Genomic DNA, 17,830 nt, shown 5'->3' with positions numbered 1-17,830 from the left:
GGAACAACGGATAGCTAAGTACGTCATTGAGGACGCAGGATGATTCCCAGGTTTTTACTCGCAGCCGCCACCGCGCTTCTGCTGACGGCGTGTGCCAAGGATGCGGCCAAGCCCGAAGCCCCCGAGGCTGAGGCAGACACCGCCGCCGTCGAGCTGCATTTCCACGCCATCGCCGGGCTCAACCCCGGCGCCAATGGCCAGGCAGCCCCGGTACGGGTGCGGATTTTCGAACTGAAAAACGCCGCCACCTTCAGCCGTTCCGACTACTTCGCCTTGGCCGATCGCGCCCAGTCGACCCTCGGCCTCGACCTGCTCGACCAGGACGAAGTGGTGATCCAGCCCGGCCAGCAATTGAGCATCCAGCGCGACCTCGACCCGTCCACCCGCCAGATCGGCCTGCTGGTGGGCTATCGCGAACTGGACCGCGCCGTGTGGCGCACCGTGCTTAACGTGCCGGCGCGCCAATACACCGAATACCAGATCAGCCTCGATGTGCATGCGGTGCGTGCCGACGTCGTGGTTCCCCCATCCAGCCCTGCCCAATAAGAATCGGAGCCCCCATGTCCTGGAACAATCGCGTGGTCTGGTCGGAAGGCATGTTCATCGGAACGCAGCACTTCCAGCAGCATGACCGTTACCTGGAAAACCTGATCGATGCGCGCAGCCGCCCGTTGTCGGCAGGGGCCTGGGGCTTCTCCGAATTGTTGATCGACCAGGGCCTGTTGGCCCAGGGCAAGCTGGCGATTGTCTCGGCACGCGGTTTGTTGCCCGACGGTACGCCGTTCAATATCCCCCAGGATGACCTGGCGCCGAGCCCGTTGAACATCGACGACCACCTGCGCGATGGCCTGGTCTACCTGGCGCTGCCGCTCAAGCGTGCCGGCGCCCGCGACACCGTCGACGAAGGCGAAGCCCTGGAAGCGGCGCGCTACGTCAGCCAGGTGCGCGAAGTGCGCGACGACAACGCTCCCTTTGAAAACCGTGCGCCGGTGGCGGTCGGTTCCCGTGCCCTGCGGCTGTTGACTGCCCAGGATGGCATCAGCGATTACGCAGCCATCGGCCTGGTGCGCATCAAGGAAAAACGCGCCGACCGCGCCCTGGTGCTGGACGACAGCTACATCCCGCCGGTACTCGACGTGGCTGCCAGCAAACCGCTGACCGCGTTTCGCAGCGAACTGCTGGGCCTGCTGCACCAGCGCGGCGAAGCGTTGGCCGGGCGCGTAGTGGCTTCGGGCGCCGGTGGCGCTTCGGAAATTGCCGACTTCATGCTGTTGCAACTGGTCAACCGTGCCCAGCCGCTGATCCAGCACCTGAGCCAGTTGAGCCCGCTGCACCCGGAGCGTTTCTTCAGTGAGCTGGTGAGCCTGGCCGGCGAGTTCTCGACCTTCTCCACCACTGGCCGCCGCCCCCAGGAATACCCGCAATACCAGCATGACGACCTGGCCCTGAGCTTCACCCCGGTGATGCAGGCGCTGCGCGAAGCACTGTCGATGCTGATCGACAGCAAGGCCACGCCGATCCCGATTGTCGAGAAAGCCTACGGCGTGCACGTGGCGATGCTGGCCGACAAAACTTTGATCGACAGCGCCAGTTTCATCCTGGTGGTGCGTGCCGATGTGCCGGGCGAAACCCTGCGCGCGCGTTTCGGCCAGCAAAGCAAAGTCGGCTCGGTGGAACACATCCGCGACCTGGTCAACCTGCAACTGCCGGGCATCGGCCTGCTGCCGCTGCCGGTGGCGCCACGGCAGATTCCGTACCACGCAGGCAGCACCTATTACGAGCTGGACCGGGGCAGCGAGCACTGGCAGCAACTGAGTAATTCCGGCGGCTTTGCGTTCCACATCGCTGGCCAGTTCCCGGGGTTGAACCTGGCTTTCTGGGCCATCCGAGGATAATCCGCGATGCATCCCAATGACGATGACCGCACCCAGTTCATGCCGCGCCCGGGTGGCCGCGCACCGGAACCGGTTCGCGCAGAACCGGCGCCGCTGTCGATGCCTGCCGCGCCGATCCTGACCGGCAAGGCCCAAGGCCTGAACCCGCTGGAAAGCGCCGCCGGCCCGTTGCTGTCGCTGCTGACGCGCTTGCGCAACACGATTTCGCACCCGGCGCCGTCGAGCCTGCGCGCGCAATTGCTGGCCTACCTGCGCCAGTTTGAAGAACGTGCCGAGGCCGCCGGCGTGGCCCGCAATGATGTGCTGCTCGCGCGTTACGCACTGTGCACCGCCCTCGATGAAGCCGTGCTGAGTACGCCGTGGGGCAGTGCCAGTGACTGGGGCAAGCAGAGCCTGCTGATCACCGTGCACAACGAAGCCTGGGGCGGCGAAAAGGTCTTCCAGTTGCTGGATCACTGCCTGCAAAGCCCGCGGGAACGCCTGTACCTGCTGGAACTGCTGTACCTGTGCCTGTGCCTGGGTTTCGAAGGTCGCTACCGCGTGATGAACGACGGCCGCAGCCAGCTGGAAGCCTTGCGCGAGCGCACCGCGGCGGCGATTCGCAGTGCCCGTGGCGAGCATGAGCGCGAGCTGTCGCCCCACTGGCGCGGCGTGACCGTGGCCCGTGATCGCCTGGCGCAATTCATGCCGCCGTGGATCGCCGTGGCGATCGGCGTGGCGCTGTTGCTGGCGTTACTGTTCGGGTTGCGGATGAAACTGGCGTCGGATGCCGAGCCGGTGTTCAAGAATATTCATGCCCTGGGCGAGATCCCGGTGCAGGCCATCGACCGTCCGGTAGCGCAGCCGAAAATCATCGAGCGGCCACGCCTGGCGGGTTTCCTGGTGGAAGACATCAAGGCCGGTCGCGTGGCGGTGGAAGATGCTGTCGACCGCTCCGTGGTGACCATCCGTGGCGATGAACTGTTCGCCTCGGCCAGCTCCAGCATCGTTGATGACTTCCAGCCGCTGATGCTGCGCATCGCCGACGCCATCCGCAAGGTCAAGGGCCAGGTGCGCGTCACCGGCCACAGCGATAACCGTCCGATTGCGACCCTGCGTTTCCCGTCCAACTGGGCGCTGTCCGAGGCGCGGGCCAAGTCGGTGCTGGAGATTCTCGCGGCCAAGACCGGCCAGGCGGAACGCTTCAGCGCCGAGGGCCGTAGCGACACCGAGCCGGTGGCGACCAACGCCACTGCTGAAGGCCGTGCGCGCAATCGCCGGGTAGAAATCACCGTATTGGCGGAGGGGGTCGAGTGAAGGCGTTTTTCAGTTTTTTGATTCGCTGGGTGATCCCGTTGTTGGGTCTGATCGCCTTAAGCCTGATCATCTGGTTTGTGGGGCCATTGCTCGATGTGCTGGTGCCGGAAGGGCGCCGCTGGGCGCTGATCATCCTGGTGTTCGCGGTGTGGATTGCCTACCGCGTGTTCCGGATTATCCAGGCCCGCCGCCAGGCCGCCGAGGTGATGCGCAGCCTTGCCGCAGAAACCCCGGCAGACCCGGCCAGTGTCGCCACTGCCGAAGAGCTGGCAACCCTGCGCCAGCGGATGGACGAAGCCCTGGCCCTGTTGAAAAAGGCCAAGCTGGGCGGTGACGAGCGCCGCAACCTGTATGAGCTGCCGTGGTACGTGATCATCGGCCCGCCGGGTTCGGGCAAGACCACCGCGCTGGTCAATTCCGGCCTGCACTTTCCCTTGGCTGCGCAGTTGGGGGCCGGTGCGGTGCGGGGCGTGGGCGGTACGCGCAATTGCGATTGGTGGTTTACCGACCAAGCCGTATTGCTCGACACCGCTGGCCGCTACACCACCCAGGACAGCAACTCCACGGTGGATAAAGCCGCCTGGCTGGGCTTCCTCGACCTGCTGAAAAAGCAGCGTTCCCGGCGCCCGATTGACGGTGCATTTATCGCCATCAGCCTCTCGGACCTGCTGCTGGGCAGCGACGCCGAGCGTGCCGCCCATGCCGCTGCGATCCGCCTGCGCATCCAGGAGCTGTACACCCAACTGGGCGTGCGCTTCCCGATCTACCTGATGCTGACCAAGCTCGACCTGGTGCCGGGCTTCATGGAGTTCTTCGACAACCTGAGCAAGGAAGAACGCGCCCAGGTGTGGGGCATGACCTTTGCCCTCGACGACGGCAAGAACAGCGACAGCCCGTTGGCCCATTTGCAAAGCGAATTCGCCGGCCTGGAACAGCGGCTCAACGAGCGCCTGGTGGAACGCCTGCAACAGGAACGCGACCCGGCGCGGCGCGACCTGATCTACGGCTTCCCGCAGCAGTTCGGCGCGTTGAAGGATTGCCTGCAAGGCTTCCTCGAAGGCGTGTTCAAACCCAACGCCTTTGAAGAGCGCGTCTTGCTGCGCGGCGTGTACTTCACCAGCGGCACCCAGGAAGGCAGCCCGATTGACCGCTTGATCGGCGCCATGGCCCAAAGCATGAACTTGGACCGCCAGCACCTGGCGCGCCAGACCGGCACCGGGCGCAGCTATTTCATCGAAAAACTGTTCACCGCCGTGGCGTTTGCCGAGCGCGGCCTGGTGGGCGTCAACCCGAAGGTCGAGCGCCGTCGCAAGTGGATTGCCCGTGGCGTGTTGGCCGCAACCGTGGCGTTGGTGCTGGTCGTCAGTACCCTGTGGTGGGTGAGTTATCGCGCCAACCAGGCCTACATCGCCCAGGTTGACCAGAAGGTCGCACCGCTGGGCCAGACCGTGCAGAACCTGAGCCCGGCGCAGCGCGAAGTACTGGCGGTACTGCCGCTGCTCAATGCGGTGAAGAACCTGGCGGGGGACTCGCCGAGCTGGTCCGAAGGCTTGGGCCTGTATCAGGGCGACATGCTCGAAGCCGAATCCGCCAGCGTCTACCGCAAGCTGTTGATTGCCGTGTTCGCGCCCCGTTTGGTGACGCGTATCGAAGAGCAACTGCACGGCGGCGGTAATTCCGACTTCCTCTATGAAGGCTTGAAGGCCTACCTGATGCTCGCTGACAGTGAGCATTACGACCCGGACTTCATCAAGGCCTGGATCGCCCTGGACTGGGACCGCAACCTGCCGCGAGACCTGCCGGCGGACCAACGCCAGGCACTGATCGGGCACTTGCAGGCCTTGTTCGAGCGGCATCCGCCCAGCGCCCGGCTTGACCCGCGCTTGATCGACGACCTGCGTCGGCAACTGCAGCAACTGCCGGTGGCCCAGCGCGTCTACGACCGCATCAAGCGCCAGAAACTGCCGGAAGGCGTGCCGGACTTTCGCATCAACGAAGCGGCGGGCCGCGATGCCGCGCTGGTGTTCAGTCGCAAAAGTGGCAAGCCGTTGGGTGAGCCGTTGAGCGGCTTCTTCACCGCCAAGGGTTATCGCCAGGGCTTCCTGCTGACCAGCCTGAACCAGACTGGCACCCTCGCTGAAGAGCAATGGGTGCTGGGCCGCGAGCCGGCCGATCAACAGAACGTGGTCAGCCTCGCGGCCGACGTGCGTCGCCTGTACTTCCAGGACTATCAACGCCAGTGGGACGCCTTGCTGGCTGACATCGACTTTGTGCCGATCACCAGCGTGGCCCAGGCGGCCGACGTTTTGCGGGTGATTTCCGGGCCGACCTCGCCGCTGAAGAAGCTGCTGGTGGCGGTGTCCAAGGAGACCGACTTGCAGGCGGAAGAACGCCTGCTGGCCGCCAAGGGCGCGCCGGTGGAGGGTGGCGTGGACAAGCTCAAGGAGCGCCTCGGCAGCCTGCTCGGCCAGGACCAACCGACCGCGAATGCACCGGCGGCCAGTGAAGATCCGGTGACGGCGCACTTCGCCGAACTCAACAGCATCGTCAGCAAGAACGACGGCGAACCGGCGGCCATTGATGGCCTGCTGTCGGACATGAATGCGTTGTATGTGCAGGTCAGCGCCATGGTCGGCGCCAGTGGCGATGCGTTGCTCGGCGAAGCGAAAAACCAGGCAACGGCTGCGGCCACGCGGGTTAGCCTGAATGCCGAACGCCAGCCGCCGCTGGTGCAGGGCATGGTCAAGTCAGTGGTCAACTCCACCACCAACAGCATGATGGGCGGGGTGCGTAACCAGCTGAACGCGGCGTGGGTCAGTGAAGTGGTGAACGTGTATCGCCAGTCACTGGCCGGGCGCTATCCGATGTCGCCCGGCAGTGCGCGGGACGCGACCCTGGATGACTTCGGGCAGTTCTTTGGGGTGGGCGGGGTGATGGACAATTACTTCCGCAAGTACCTGCAACCTTACGTCGACACCTCCACGCAAACCTGGCGCTGGCAGCCGGGCGCGGCGCAGAAACTCGGCATCGCGCCGGGCGTGCTGCAAACCTTCCAGCGCGCGGCGACCATTCGTGATGCGTTTTTCCGTGCCGGTGGCACCCAGCCGATCGTGCGCTTTGAGCTCAAGCCGGTGGCCATGGACGCGACCATCACCCAGTTCCTGTTGGACCTGGACGGCCAGCAACTGAGCTACGACCATGGCCCGAGCCGCCCGGTTGCGATGCAGTGGCCCAATCCCGGCAGCATTGGTGTGGTGCGCATTTCCATCATGCCGCCGTCGGCCAGTGGGCGCTCCGGTGTGACGCTGGATGGCCCGTGGGCGTGGTTCCGGTTGCTGGAACAATCAGACCTGACCGCCGGCAATTCGCCAGACCGTTTCAACCTGCGCCTGCGAGTCGACGGTGCGAGCATCTCCTACGAGTTGCGGGCCAACAGCGCCTTCAACCCGTTCAAGAGCCGCGTGCTTAACGGCTTCAGCCTGCCGGAGCGGCTATGAACACGCTGGGTTTCTACGGCAAGTTGGCCAGCCGCGGCGACTTTGTCAGCCGCGCGCTGCCGCAGAGCTTTATCGGTCCTTGGGACAGCTGGCTGGCGTCCGGATTACTCGCCAGCCAGAGCCGCCTTGGGGCTGACTGGTTGAACGCTTACCTGGTCAGCCCGTTGTGGCGCTTCGTGTTGGCACCCGGTGTGTGCGGGCCGGACGCGGCGGTGGGCGTGGTGATGCCAAGCATCGACCGGGTAGGGCGCTATTTCCCGCTGACGGTGGCTGCGCTGTTGGATCACGACAGCGATCCGGCCTCCGTCGTCAGCGGCCCGGACGCTTGGTTTGAACAAGTGGAAGAACTGCTGCTGAGCACGCTGGATGCCGGCGCCACCTTCGAAGGTTTCAGCGACGGGATCGAATCCCTCGGCGCTCCAGCCTGCCAACCACGCACCTTGGGTAGCCGCTTTGCCGGCCTGCAACGCGTCGCTGCCACAGACCCGCAAGCGCGGATGACTGCGCTTGCCGAACAGGCCTGCGAAGGCGCGAGCCTGTGGTGGGGCCGTGGTTCGCAACAGATTTCCCCCGGTTTATTGCGGTGTCAGGGCCTGCCTGCCGCCGACGATTTTGCGCAATTTTTGCTTGGCCAAGAAGGTGTTGTGTAGATGCGGTCCACGTTCAAATCCGCCAGCAAAAGCCATGTCGGCATGGTTCGCCAAGTCAATGAAGACGCCTGCCTCGACTTGCCGGAAAACGGCCTGTGGGTGGTGGCCGACGGCATGGGCGGGCATGCGGCAGGGGACTACGTCAGCAGCTTGATCGTCGATAGCCTGCGCAGTATTCCCGTCGGCCGTTCCCTTGAGGAATACACCGCGGCATTGCGCAGCGACCTGTTGCGGGTCAACGGCGCAGTACGCGAAGAAACCGCCCACCGTGGCGTGAGCATGATGGGCAGCACCGTGGTGTTGCTCGCCACCCGAGGCTTGCGCGGCGTGTGTCTGTGGGCCGGCGACAGCCGCCTGTACCGCCTGCGGGATGGCGTGCTGGAAGGCATTTCCCGCGACCACAGCTACGTGCAGGACTTGCAGGACAGCGGCCTGCTCAGCGAAGCCGACGCCCGGGTGCACCCACGGGCGAATATCGTCACCCGTGCGATTGGCGTGGAAGCGCAGTTGGCGTTGTCGTCGGTCGACCTGTTGATCGCCCCCGGCGACAGTTACCTGCTGTGCAGCGACGGCCTGAACAAGACCGTCGAGGACCACGAGATTCGCGAAGTGTTGAGCCATGCCGAGCCTGACGAAATCGTCCGCAGCCTGGTGCACCTGGGGCTCAATCGCGGCGCGCCGGACAACATCACCGCCATCGTTGTGAAGGTGTCGACATGAACATCGTCATTCCCGGCTACGACATCGAAGGCGAAATTGGCGTTGGCGCCATGGCCAGCGTGTACCTGGCGACCCAGCGGTCCCTGGAGCGCAAGGTGGCGCTGAAGATCATGGCGGCAGCGCTGGCGGCCGACCCGAGCTTCTGCGAACGCTTCCTGCGCGAAGGCAAGACCCTGGCGCGCCTGTCCCACCCGCACACCGTGACCATCCATGACATCGGCAATGTCGGTGAGCTGTATTACATGGCCATGGAATACCTGCCCAATGGCACGCTCAAGGAGCGCATCGCCGCTGGCCTGACGCCGGAGCAGGGGCTGACGTATATCCGCCAGATCGCGTCGGCGCTGGGCTATGCCCACGCCCAGGGGTTGGTCCACCGTGACGTGAAGCCGGCGAACATTCTGTTCCGCGCGGATGGCACGGCCGTGTTGTCGGACTTTGGTATCGCCAAATCCCTGGATGACCGCACGCAGTTCACCCAGGCCGGATTTGCGGTTGGCACGCCGAGCTACATGAGCCCGGAGCAGGCGCGGGGCCAGGAGATTGATGGCCGTGCCGACCTGTATGCGCTGGGCGTGGTGCTCTACGAAATTCTGGTGGGCAAGCTGCCTTATAACGGTACCGATGCGCTTTCCACTGCGCTGGCGCACCTGACTGAACCGCTGCCGGAGTTGCCGGTGCATCACGGGCGTTATCAAGAGGTACTGCGCAAGCTGCTGGCCAAAGACCCGGCGGAACGTTTCCCGGATGCAGCGGCGTTGCTGACGGCGTTGGATCAGTTGCCGAAGGAGGCCGAGGTCGAGGCGACGTTGATTCGGCCTTTGCCGATTCCGCTTTCGGTCACGAATGACCTGGCCGGACTGACGCCGGTATCAATCGAAATTCCGACTGAAAAGCCGCAGCCACAACCCGTGCGCCAGCCGGTGGTAACACCGACGCAACACTCCGCCGTGTCCGAACAGAACCGTGGGCCGATGATGGCGTTGGCAGCGGTTGCCGTAGCGGTCGCGCTGGCGATTGGTGGCGCGAGTTACTGGTGGTTGAAAGATGACGCACCCGCCGCGCCGCCGGTTGCCGACGCGGTCAAGGCCGTCACACCGCCTGCCACGCCGCCTGCCGCGCAACCGGTTACGGCGCAGGCCGATGGCGGCCAACGGCCGTTGCTGATGGCAGGCAAGAAAACCCTGTTCCAGCGGGTACTGAGCAAGCCCGGCGCAAAACTGTCGAGTGACGCGGGCGGCACGGCAGGCGAAGGTTTGCCGGCGTTTTCGGTGCTCTATGTCTACCAGCGCAAGGACGTCGACGGCAGCCCGTGGCTGCGGGTTGGTGCTGCCACCGACGGGCGCAGCGACGGCTGGTTGCCGGCGGCGCAAGTCAGCGACTGGAAGCAGAGCCTGGTGCTCAAGTTCACCGAGCGTTCGGGCCGGGCACCGGTGATGTTCCTGCGCCAATCCGCAGAAGTGGAAAAACTGCTGGCTGATCCGGCGGCGGCGAAAAACCTGCTGCTTAAGGTGCAGAAAAACAGCGAGGACAACCAGCAAGTGCTGGCCCTGGAACCCAGCACCAGCGCCGTTCCGCAAAACCAGTTCTACCTGTTGCCGATCTTCGACTCCAAAGAGAGCTTCGACGAAAACGGCCAGCCGGTGCAGTTGCTCAACGTCGCCTCCATCGACCCCGGCAGCACACCGAACACCATTGCCAAGGCCGTCGGCCGAACCCCGGTGACCGACGCCCACGCCGATGCCTTCCGTACGGCCGTGGTGCTGGTGGTCGACACCACCGTGTCCATGCAGCCGTATATCGACCAGGTCCGCGACGTGGTCCACGAACTGCAAACCCGTATTGCCGAACGTGGTGAGTTGGACAGTGTGAGCTTTGGCCTGGTGGGCTTTCGCAACAGCATCAGGAAAACCCCCGGCCTGGAATACGTGGCCAAGACCCTGATCACCCTCGACCAGGGCCGCGACCCGCAACGCTTTCTCGACATGGCGCGGCAGGTGAAGGCGTCCACTGTGTCCAGCCACTCGTTCAACGAAGATGCGTTCGCCGGTGTGATGCAGGCGGTGGAAGGCATGGACTGGTCCGGCTACGGCGGGCGCCTGATCCTGCTGGTGACCGACGCCGGTGCGCTGCGCAAGAACGACCCGTTCGCCACCACCCAGATGAACGAAGCCGAAGTACGCCAGGCTGCATTGGGCAAGCAGATCAAGATCTACGCCCTGCACCTGCGCACCGACGCCGGCAAGAAAACCCACAGCGGCGCCGAAACCCAGTACCGCACACTCACCGCCGACGCCAACCCGCAGATCGGCGACCTGTACACGCCGGTGCCCGGTGGCGATGTGCGCAAGTTCGGCGAGCGGGTCGACGAGATCGGTACGGTGTTCGCCAATCTGGTGCATCAGGTGCGCAGCAACACGCCGCAGCCGGTGCCGCTGCTCAGCACCACGCCGACCCTGGCGGACAAATCCGCCGCCGTCGGTTATGCGATGCACATGGATTTCCTCGGCCGCAAAACCGCGAGCCAGGCGCCGCAACTGGTGAGTGCCTGGACCGCCGACCGCGACCTGACCAACACCGCACTGCCGGCCTTCCAGGTGTGCGTGATGTTGACCAAATTGCAGCTCAACGACTTGCAGCAGTCACTGAAACTGATCGTCGACGCGGCGCGTAAAACCCAGACCTCACCGAAGGATTTCTTCCAGGAAATCGCCAGCGCCTCGGCCTACATGAGTCGCGATCCACAGGCCTTGAAAAAAGGCGGCAACCTGGCGGACGGCGGCATTCTTGGCGAATACCTCGAAGGCCTGCCGTACCGCAGCAAGTCGCTGAACATGACCCAGGACTTGTGGTTGTCGTTGAGTGTGGCCGAGCAGGAAGACTTTATCGACGAGCTGGATTCGAAAATCCGCCTCTACGAGACCTTCCATAACGACGTGGCGAACTGGGTCCGTTTCGGCGATGCCGAGCCGGGTGATGCGTTGTACCGCGTGCCGCTGTCGACGCTGCCGTAATGCTGAACTTGAGCGCGGTGCACAAGAGCCGGGGCGTTGGTGCCCAGCGCTACAGCCTGGTGATACCGGGCCTGCAACTGCGTGCGGGTGAACAAGTGGCGGTGGTCGGGCCGAGTGGCTGTGGCAAGAGCACCTTGCTGGATTTGCTCGCGTTGGTGTTGGCGCCGGATCAGGTTGGGCAGTTCGAGTTCAACCGCATCGACATCGCCGGGCTCTGGCGCGGCGATCAGCAAAGTGCGCTGGCGGACCTGCGCAGTCGGCACCTGGGTTATGTACTGCAAACCGGCGGCCTGCTGGGTTTTCTCGATGTGCGCGGCAACATTGCATTGTCGCGGCAACTCCTGGGGTTGAGGGACGATGGCAGCGTGGCGCGGTTGGCCGAGCAGCTGGAAATCTCTGATCAACTGGATAAGAAGCCGGCGGCGTTGTCCGTCGGCCAGCGCCAGCGGGTCAGCTGTGCCCGAGCCCTGGCCCACGGTCCGCAGCTGTTGCTGGCGGATGAGCCCACCGCTGCGCTTGACCCGTTGAACGCCGAGCGGGTGATGCAGGCGCTGTTGGCCCAAGCCCGGAATAACGGCGCGTGCTGCGTGATCGCGACCCATGACGAACCCCTGGCCCGGGCCAGTGGCTTGCAGGTGCGGCGCATCAGTTGCCGTCGCGACACCGACGGCGGCGTCATCGCGACCCTCGGGGAGGCCTGCTGATGCGTATCGCCCTGGTGGCTTCCCTGGCCTGGCAGGATTACCGCAACGATGCGTGGCTGTCGGTGTGTTCGGTGCTCGCACTGGTGGCAGTGATCGCGCCGTTGCTGGTGTTATTTGGCCTGAAATATGGACTGGTTAGCAGTTTGACCGAACGTTTGGAAAACGACCCGGCCACCCGGGAAATTATTCCGTTGGGCGGTGGTCGATTCAGCAATGAGTTTGTCGAGCAGCTCCGCCAGCGCGGCGACGTGGCGTTTGCCTTGCCACGCACCCGGCAAATTGCGGCGACGGCGCAGTTGGGCGCCGTGACGGTGGAGATGCTGCCGACCGCCGACAACGATCCATTGCTGGCCGGCATGCCGATGCCCAAGGGCCTGGATCAAATCGTGCTGAGCCACACCGCCGCCGAGAAGCTCGGGGCAAAGGCCGGGGATTGGCTGGAGGCGGTTTTTGGTCGCCAGGTGGCGGGGCGGGTCGAGTCGCAGCGCACTCGGGTTCAAGTGCTGCAGGTATTGCCGCTGGAGGCGTTCGCTCGGGATGGGCTGTTTGCGCCCTTGGGCTTGCTGGAAGCGGCGGAAGATTATCGCGATGGCCGCGCGGTGCCGGCGTTTGGCTGGGACGGCGATGCGGTGGGCGTGAGTGAGCAGCGGGTTTACCCGGCGTTCCGTTTGTATGCACGGCGCCTGGTGGATGTGGAGCCGTTGCGAGTGTATTTCGCCGGGCAGAATCTGCTGGTGTCGACCCAGGCCCAGACTATCGCCCAGGTGCAGTCGTTGAGCCGCAACCTGTCGATCGTGTTCTGGATCATCGCCGGGCTGGCGTTGGCGGGCGCATTTGCCGCGATCTTTGCCGGAGCGCTGGCAGCGGTAGAGCGCAAGCGTCGGGAGTTGTCGGTGTTGCGGCTGTTGGGGTTTTCCACCGCCGGGCTGTTGCTGTTCGTGGTGTTGCAGGCGCTCTATAGCGCCGGGTTTTCCGCTGTATTGAGTGGCGTGTTGTATGGCCTGGCGCAGTCCGGCCTGAACCAATTATTCGTGCAGGTGCCGGGCGAGTACGCCAGTCACCTGCTGGCGCGTCACTACGGCCTGGCCTTGGCAGCTGTCCTTGGCGTCAGCGCCGTGGCGGCGGCCTGTGGCGGTTGGCGTGTGGCGCGGATCCAGGCTTCTGAAGGAATCAGAGATGTATAAGTTACTGGGCGCCGCCGTGGCGCTGACCCTGTCCTGCGTGGCCTGGGCCGATGAGGCGAGCGACAAGCTGGACAACCCCAAGCCGTTGCCGGACGACGTCAGCCTGCCGCTGCCCTGCGAAGGCAACATGGTGTTCCGCTACGCCTATGTGCTGGCCCAAGGCACCCTGGATGACCGCGAGATCAGCCTCGGCTACCCGTTCAGCGAGGGCGAAGCGGGCTACCAGCAGTCGTTCATTTCCGGTTATCGCCGGGACTTCATTAACGGCCAGTTCACCCTCAAGGACCTGCCCAAGGACTGGAACAAGGTCATCGCGCCGCTGATGCCCAAGACCGACGCCAAGACCCCGCTCAAGCCGATGCTGTACTTCATCGGCAAGTACGAAGTCACCGCACGGCAATACGCGCAGGTCATGTCCCAGGCGCAGTCCCTGGCCAGTGGCGAGCCGGCCCCGGCGTGCGACGTACCCACCGGCATGGCGGCGCGCCTGCCCAAGGTCAAGCTGTCGCGCTTTGAGGCGGAACGCTTCTCGGCGGTGTACAGCGCGTGGCTGATGAAGTATCACCGCGAGCTGCTGCCGGTGAGTGGTCGCGGTGCTTCGGCGGATGACGGCGGTCTGGGTTTTGTGCGCCTGCCTACCGAGGTGGAGTGGGAGTTTGCCGCACGCGGCGGCCAGGCAGTCAGCCGTCAGGACCTGGAAGGCCGGCTGTTCCCACGGCGCACCGAGGGCAGCGAAAGCGACGGCCCCCTCGCCGATTATGCGGTGTTCAATCAGGTCGCCGGTGGCACCGGCCAGGCCGCACGCTTGATGCCCATCGGCACCAAGTTGCCCAACCCGATCGGCATGTTCGATGTGATCGGCAACGCGGCGGAAATGGTCCAGGAGTCCTTTCAATTGGTGCACGCCGGGCGTCGTCAGGGTACCTATGGCGGGTTCGTGGTCAAGGGCGGCAACTACCTGGAAGGCGAGGGCACGCTGTTCACCGGCATGCGCCGCGAGTACCCGTTGTTCGCCGCCGACGGCACCGAACAAAGCAACGAGACCACCGGCTTCCGCGTGGCGATTGGCGCCTTGTCGGCACCGCGCTCGCGCTACAAGGAACTGTTCGCCCAGTGGCAGAAAGAAGGCCGCCTGGCCTCGCTGACCGACGCCATCGACGACGCCCAGGACCCGACCAAGCGCCTGGACAGCATCATCGCCGCCAGCGTCGACCCGCGCCTGCAAGCCGAACTTGGGCTGGTCAACGAAGAGCTCAAGCGCAACGTCTCGCTGATCGCCCAGCAGCGCGAAGAAGCGGCCGGCAACCTGATTCAGTCTGCGGCCCTGGTGGCAGAGACCATCAACAACTACAACATCCGCCTGATCAATTTGCAGAAGAGCCGCCAGCAGGCCATCGACGCCAAGGATGAAGCCAGCGCGCAGCTGTTCGCCACGGCCATCACCAATGGGCGCAGCGCGCTGGACGGCGCGGTGGCGATCTATATCGACAACCTGGCCACCGGCACGCGCTACACCGATGCCGTGATCCAGGCGCAGTTTCAACGGATCAAGGAAGAGTTGGATCGCAAGCCGGTACTGGGCAAGAGCCTGGTGACGCGTGCGACGTTATTCGTTCGCCATGTGGGCAACTACCGCAAGCAACAGCGGGCCGACCCGGCGACGATTTTGAAGGAATTGCTCGCAGCGAGCGGTCAGCGGTCTTGACCGTTGGTTGTATGGCGAGCTTGGAAAGGACTCAGGCGGCGGTGGGCCGTGCTGGGCAAGTCAAACTTAAAAGAGAACACAACGATGATTTTTTCCCGTAAGGCAGTTTCCAAGCGTCATCTGCTGTTGATCGCTGCTGGTTTCAGCACCGTGCTGACCGGTTGCGCAACGTCGCCAACCTCCAAGGTCTCCTCGACCACCAAGGTCGAGTACTACCCGAACTGCTACGAGCCGGTGCAGCACCTGCGTGCTACCGATTCGGACCTGACCAAGTCGGTAGTCACCGGCGCTGCAATCGGTGCGGCCGGTGGTGCTTTGCTGGGCGCCCTGACCGGCGACTCCGACAAGCGTGGCCGCAACGCCGCGATCGGCGCAGCGGGCGGCGCCCTGGCCGGTGGTGCAGCGGGTTACTACACCGAGCGCCAGAAGCAGATCACCGATGACAACCAGCGCATCGCCTCCTACGCCACTGACGTCAACAAGCGCGCTTCCGACATCGATCGCAGCACCGCGTATGCCAAGGCGTCCCAGCAGTGCTATCAGAGCGCATTCACCAAGCTGGTGGCTGACCGCAAGGCCAAGACCGTTAACGACACCGAAGGCCGCAAGCGCCTGGCAGAAATCGTCTCGGGCCTGAAAGAGTCCAACGACCTGATCGTCGCGGTAAACGGCAAGGCCAGCGAAGACCTGAACAACTACACCCAGGCGTACGAGCAGGATCTGCAACAAGTGGGCGTACAACGTGCCGACGTCGTTACTGTTGCGACTGCCGATACCACGCCGGTGGTGACGCCAGCTAAAGGCAAGAAGCCGGTAAAAGTCGCGAAGAAGCCGGTGCTGCCAACCGTGCCGAAAGAAGCCGTAGCGACCGAGAAAACCATCCAGACCGCCCAGACCAAGCAAGCTGAAAGCAAGCAGGTTGCCAGCGCCGGTAAAGCGCAGATCGAAGGCACTTGCCGCGATCCAAACCTGGCGGATTGGGCACCGGTTCCTTGCCCTAACGTCTAAGCAAAGTTGTTGCTATAAGCGGTAAACGCCAGCCGATCTCCTGCTAAAACGGGAGATCGGTAGCGTTATTTGCGCAAATCGTTAAACTGCTGCGGCCACCCAATAATTACACTGAGGCCGTGTGCATGAAATTTCGCTTTCTTCTCTGGATGCTTGGCCTGTTGATGGGCAAAGCCAGCCGCACCAACCCTGCGTTCCAGCAGCAGTTGGGTGACAAGGACCTGGCGTTCCAGCTGCAGACTCTCGACGGCAAGGTTGCCCGTCACTTCATCGTCAAAGACCAGCGCATCACCAGCCGTTCGGGTGTTCATCCCGCGCCTGCGTTTGCTATTGCCTTCAAGGACGCCGCCTACGGCTTCGCCACGATGCAGGCGAAGAACAAACAACTGGCGTTCATGACGGGGATTCAGGACAAGTCGATCCAGATCAAGGGCAACCCGGCGCTGGTGATCTGGTTCCAGGGGTTGACCAAGTATTTGAAGCCGAAGAAAAAGCCCAAAGGCTAGGGGTTTCTTCAGCAATACCGCGTCGCCTGCATTCGCGAGCAAGCCCGCTCCCACATTCGACCGAGTTCCAACTTTGGAATGGGATTGAATGTGGGAGCGGGCTTGCTCGCGAATACGGTGTAACAGGCGCCCGATTTATCCCTGGCTGAACTGCGACGCCAACTCGCGCAGTAACGTTTCCGCATCCAGCACTTTAGCCACCACATCCTCTGCCTTGTCTCGGGTCAGCCCCAGGCGCTCAAGCAGTTCGTCCGGGATGTCTTCGTCCGGCCCGGAGCCGATCCCCCGGCTGCGCAACAAGCGCACGGCCAGGCACACCAGGTTCGGGTATTCCGCATATTGCCCGTCGTAGGTCGGGTCGTGCTGGAAGCGCAGGGCCGTGGACAGTTCGTCCGGCATGTCCCAGTAACGCATCAACCACGCACCAATCTGCTCGCGGCTGATACCGAGCAGGTGCTGTTCGATGTAGCTGTGGCACAGGTGCGGGTTGACCTCCAGGTGCCGGCAGATCAGCGAGAAATGCGGCGGGAAGACGTGGGCCAGCAACAGGTAGCCGAAGTTGTGCAGCAGGCCGGCCAGGTAGGTCAGGCCGGCTTCCGGGCGCTGGGCGCGGGGCATGGCGCGGGTCAGGCCTTCGATCACCGCGGCGGTGTAGATCGACTGGTGCCAGTACGGCGTGGCCTGTTGCGGATGGTCCTTGGGCAGGCTCAAGGTCTTGCCCAGGGCCAGGCCCAGCGCAAGGTTGATCACCAGGTCAAAGCCCAGCACGCGCACGATGGCGTCTTCCACCGAACGGATCTTGCCCGGCGAGGCGTAGTAGGGCGATGCGGCCCAGCTCACCACTTGGGCGGCCAGGGCCGGGTCGGTTTCCACCACGCCGGTGATGTCGTCGATGGTGGCGTTGGGGTCGACCCGCAGCTTGATGATCTTCTGCGCCGTGTCGGCCAGCGGTGGAATCTCGATGGTCGCTTCCAGGCGCTGCTGGATACGGCGGGCGGTGAACGCCTGCATTGCCTGGGTGATTTCCTCGCGGTCGTCGTTGGGGCGATCCAGGTTCGGCCGGATGCTGCTCAGCGGCTCGCCGAAATGCGCGGCGCTGGCTTTGGTCAGCATGCTCTTGAAGGCGTCGCTGGAAATCTCCAGCAGCAGCCCGGCCTCGCCCGAGTGCACCAGCACGGTTGGCTCACGCAACAGGCTTTCTTCGTACAGGCACGGCGAACTGGTCAGCGGCGGCAGGCCAGGCAGCAGGCTCAGGCTGTGTTTGCCGAGCATGCGCTCGAGGCGCTCCGGCGACACGGCCGTGAGGCGGCGGCCGGTAAGTTCGGCCAGGCGATTGAGGTCCAGCAGCTGACTCTGTGGAAACAGCACCATGAGTGCACCCACGGCATCATCGAGCAACACTGCCTGAACCTTTTGTGCCGGGTTCAGGCCAGGGCGTTCGGCAACTTCCGTGTAGCTGATAGCGAGCTTTGCAAGCAGCGTCCGAATCACCGAGGGTGCGGTCGGCGGGGCTGTGGCGAGGGCAACTTCTGACATGGCCTGAATCCAATTTCCTACAGTCATTGGAGTATAACCAGCTTGATACAAGTGAGGGTCGTCTAAGTGCGGTTTGTGACACTGTCGGCTATTGCAGGCATGTGTAGGAGCGAGC

General features: G+C 63.9%; 13 protein-coding genes. 12 read left to right on the top strand and 1 reads right to left on the bottom strand.

The window, feature by feature from the left end; genetic code table 11:
- Nucleotides 1-39: 39 nt before the first annotated feature.
- From tssJ to ACA046_RS32055, 12 genes are all read left to right on the top strand, one after another.
- On the top strand, nt 40-546 hold the full coding sequence (gene tssJ / locus ACA046_RS32110; protein WP_063033831.1) for a type VI secretion system lipoprotein TssJ: 507 nt from the start codon (nt 40-42) through the stop codon (nt 544-546).
- A gap of 14 nt (nt 547-560) precedes the next feature.
- The gene (gene tssK, locus ACA046_RS32105; RefSeq protein WP_076013173.1) at nt 561-1,895 is read left to right on the top strand and encodes a type VI secretion system baseplate subunit TssK; all 1,335 of its coding nucleotides are present in this window, start codon (nt 561-563) and stop codon (nt 1,893-1,895) included.
- 6 nt (nt 1,896-1,901) lie between these two features.
- Nucleotides 1,902-3,191, top strand: a complete 1,290-nt coding sequence (locus tag ACA046_RS32100) for a DotU family type VI secretion system protein (protein ID WP_063033833.1) — start codon at nt 1,902-1,904, stop codon at nt 3,189-3,191.
- Nucleotides 3,188-6,688 carry a type VI secretion system membrane subunit TssM gene (gene tssM / locus ACA046_RS32095; RefSeq protein WP_497675615.1) on the top strand — a complete coding sequence of 1,167 codons (3,501 nt, stop codon included), beginning with the start codon at nt 3,188-3,190 and terminating at the stop codon, nt 6,686-6,688. Before ACA046_RS32100 ends, tssM begins: the two co-directional genes overlap by 4 nt.
- The gene (gene tagF, locus ACA046_RS32090) at nt 6,685-7,338 is read left to right on the top strand and encodes a type VI secretion system-associated protein TagF (protein WP_497675614.1); all 654 of its coding nucleotides are present in this window, start codon (nt 6,685-6,687) and stop codon (nt 7,336-7,338) included. Before tssM ends, tagF begins: the two co-directional genes overlap by 4 nt.
- Nucleotides 7,339-8,058 (top strand): PP2C family protein-serine/threonine phosphatase, encoded by a 720-nt coding sequence (locus ACA046_RS32085; RefSeq protein ID WP_076013169.1) that lies wholly within the window; start codon nt 7,339-7,341, stop codon nt 8,056-8,058. It abuts the gene before it with no gap.
- The gene (locus tag ACA046_RS32080; protein WP_497675613.1) at nt 8,055-11,072 is read left to right on the top strand and encodes a serine/threonine-protein kinase; all 3,018 of its coding nucleotides are present in this window, start codon (nt 8,055-8,057) and stop codon (nt 11,070-11,072) included. Before ACA046_RS32085 ends, ACA046_RS32080 begins: the two co-directional genes overlap by 4 nt.
- Nucleotides 11,072-11,776: an ABC transporter ATP-binding protein gene (locus tag ACA046_RS32075; protein ID WP_459024761.1), complete on the top strand. Its 705-nt coding sequence runs from the start codon at nt 11,072-11,074 to the stop codon at nt 11,774-11,776. Before ACA046_RS32080 ends, ACA046_RS32075 begins: the two co-directional genes overlap by 1 nt.
- Complete coding sequence (locus tag ACA046_RS32070; RefSeq protein ID WP_459024759.1) at nt 11,776-12,960, top strand: ABC transporter permease family protein; 1,185 nt, start codon at nt 11,776-11,778, stop codon at nt 12,958-12,960. The genes ACA046_RS32075 and ACA046_RS32070 overlap by 1 nt, the downstream gene beginning before the upstream one ends.
- The gene (locus ACA046_RS32065) at nt 12,953-14,665 is read left to right on the top strand and encodes a formylglycine-generating enzyme family protein (RefSeq protein ID WP_063033839.1); all 1,713 of its coding nucleotides are present in this window, start codon (nt 12,953-12,955) and stop codon (nt 14,663-14,665) included. Before ACA046_RS32070 ends, ACA046_RS32065 begins: the two co-directional genes overlap by 8 nt.
- 84 nt (nt 14,666-14,749) lie before the next feature.
- A complete protein-coding gene (tagQ, locus tag ACA046_RS32060; protein ID WP_421523266.1) occupies nt 14,750-15,673 on the top strand; it encodes a type VI secretion system-associated lipoprotein TagQ in 924 nt (307 codons plus the stop codon).
- A 125-nt stretch (nt 15,674-15,798) separates the two neighbouring features.
- Nucleotides 15,799-16,179 (top strand): hypothetical protein, encoded by a 381-nt coding sequence (locus tag ACA046_RS32055; protein ID WP_008439448.1) that lies wholly within the window; start codon nt 15,799-15,801, stop codon nt 16,177-16,179.
- Nucleotides 16,180-16,314: 135 nt separating this feature from the next.
- On the opposite strand, the gene ACA046_RS32050 is transcribed toward ACA046_RS32055, so the two are convergent.
- Nucleotides 16,315-17,715, bottom strand: a complete 1,401-nt coding sequence (locus tag ACA046_RS32050) for an aminoacyl-tRNA deacylase and HDOD domain-containing protein (RefSeq protein WP_076013163.1) — start codon at nt 17,713-17,715, stop codon at nt 16,315-16,317.
- Nucleotides 17,716-17,830: the final 115 nt, after the last annotated feature.

This window comes from Pseudomonas sp. LBUM1641 (genome assembly GCF_059716235.1).
Note: the sequence above shows the minus strand (reverse complement) of the source record. Positions and strands in the feature narration are given on the sequence as shown.

Bases quoted from the DNA above. Each gene is read 5' to 3' on its own strand.
- ACA046_RS32070 (WP_459024759.1), top strand. From the start codon at position 11,776: ATGCGTATCGCCCTGGTGGCTTCCCTGGCCTGGCAGGATTACCGCAAC.
- ACA046_RS32050 (WP_076013163.1), bottom strand. From the start codon at position 17,715: ATGTCAGAAGTTGCCCTCGCCACAGCCCCGCCGACCGCACCCTCGGTG.
- ACA046_RS32080 (WP_497675613.1), top strand. From the start codon at position 8,055: ATGAACATCGTCATTCCCGGCTACGACATCGAAGGCGAAATTGGCGTT.
- tssJ (WP_063033831.1), top strand. From the start codon at position 40: ATGATTCCCAGGTTTTTACTCGCAGCCGCCACCGCGCTTCTGCTGACG.
- tagF (WP_497675614.1), top strand. From the start codon at position 6,685: ATGAACACGCTGGGTTTCTACGGCAAGTTGGCCAGCCGCGGCGACTTT.
- ACA046_RS32065 (WP_063033839.1), top strand. From the start codon at position 12,953: ATGTATAAGTTACTGGGCGCCGCCGTGGCGCTGACCCTGTCCTGCGTG.
- ACA046_RS32055 (WP_008439448.1), top strand. From the start codon at position 15,799: ATGAAATTTCGCTTTCTTCTCTGGATGCTTGGCCTGTTGATGGGCAAA.
- tagQ (WP_421523266.1), top strand. From the start codon at position 14,750: ATGATTTTTTCCCGTAAGGCAGTTTCCAAGCGTCATCTGCTGTTGATC.
- ACA046_RS32075 (WP_459024761.1), top strand. From the start codon at position 11,072: ATGCTGAACTTGAGCGCGGTGCACAAGAGCCGGGGCGTTGGTGCCCAG.
- tssK (WP_076013173.1), top strand. From the start codon at position 561: ATGTCCTGGAACAATCGCGTGGTCTGGTCGGAAGGCATGTTCATCGGA.
- ACA046_RS32085 (WP_076013169.1), top strand. From the start codon at position 7,339: ATGCGGTCCACGTTCAAATCCGCCAGCAAAAGCCATGTCGGCATGGTT.
- ACA046_RS32100 (WP_063033833.1), top strand. From the start codon at position 1,902: ATGCATCCCAATGACGATGACCGCACCCAGTTCATGCCGCGCCCGGGT.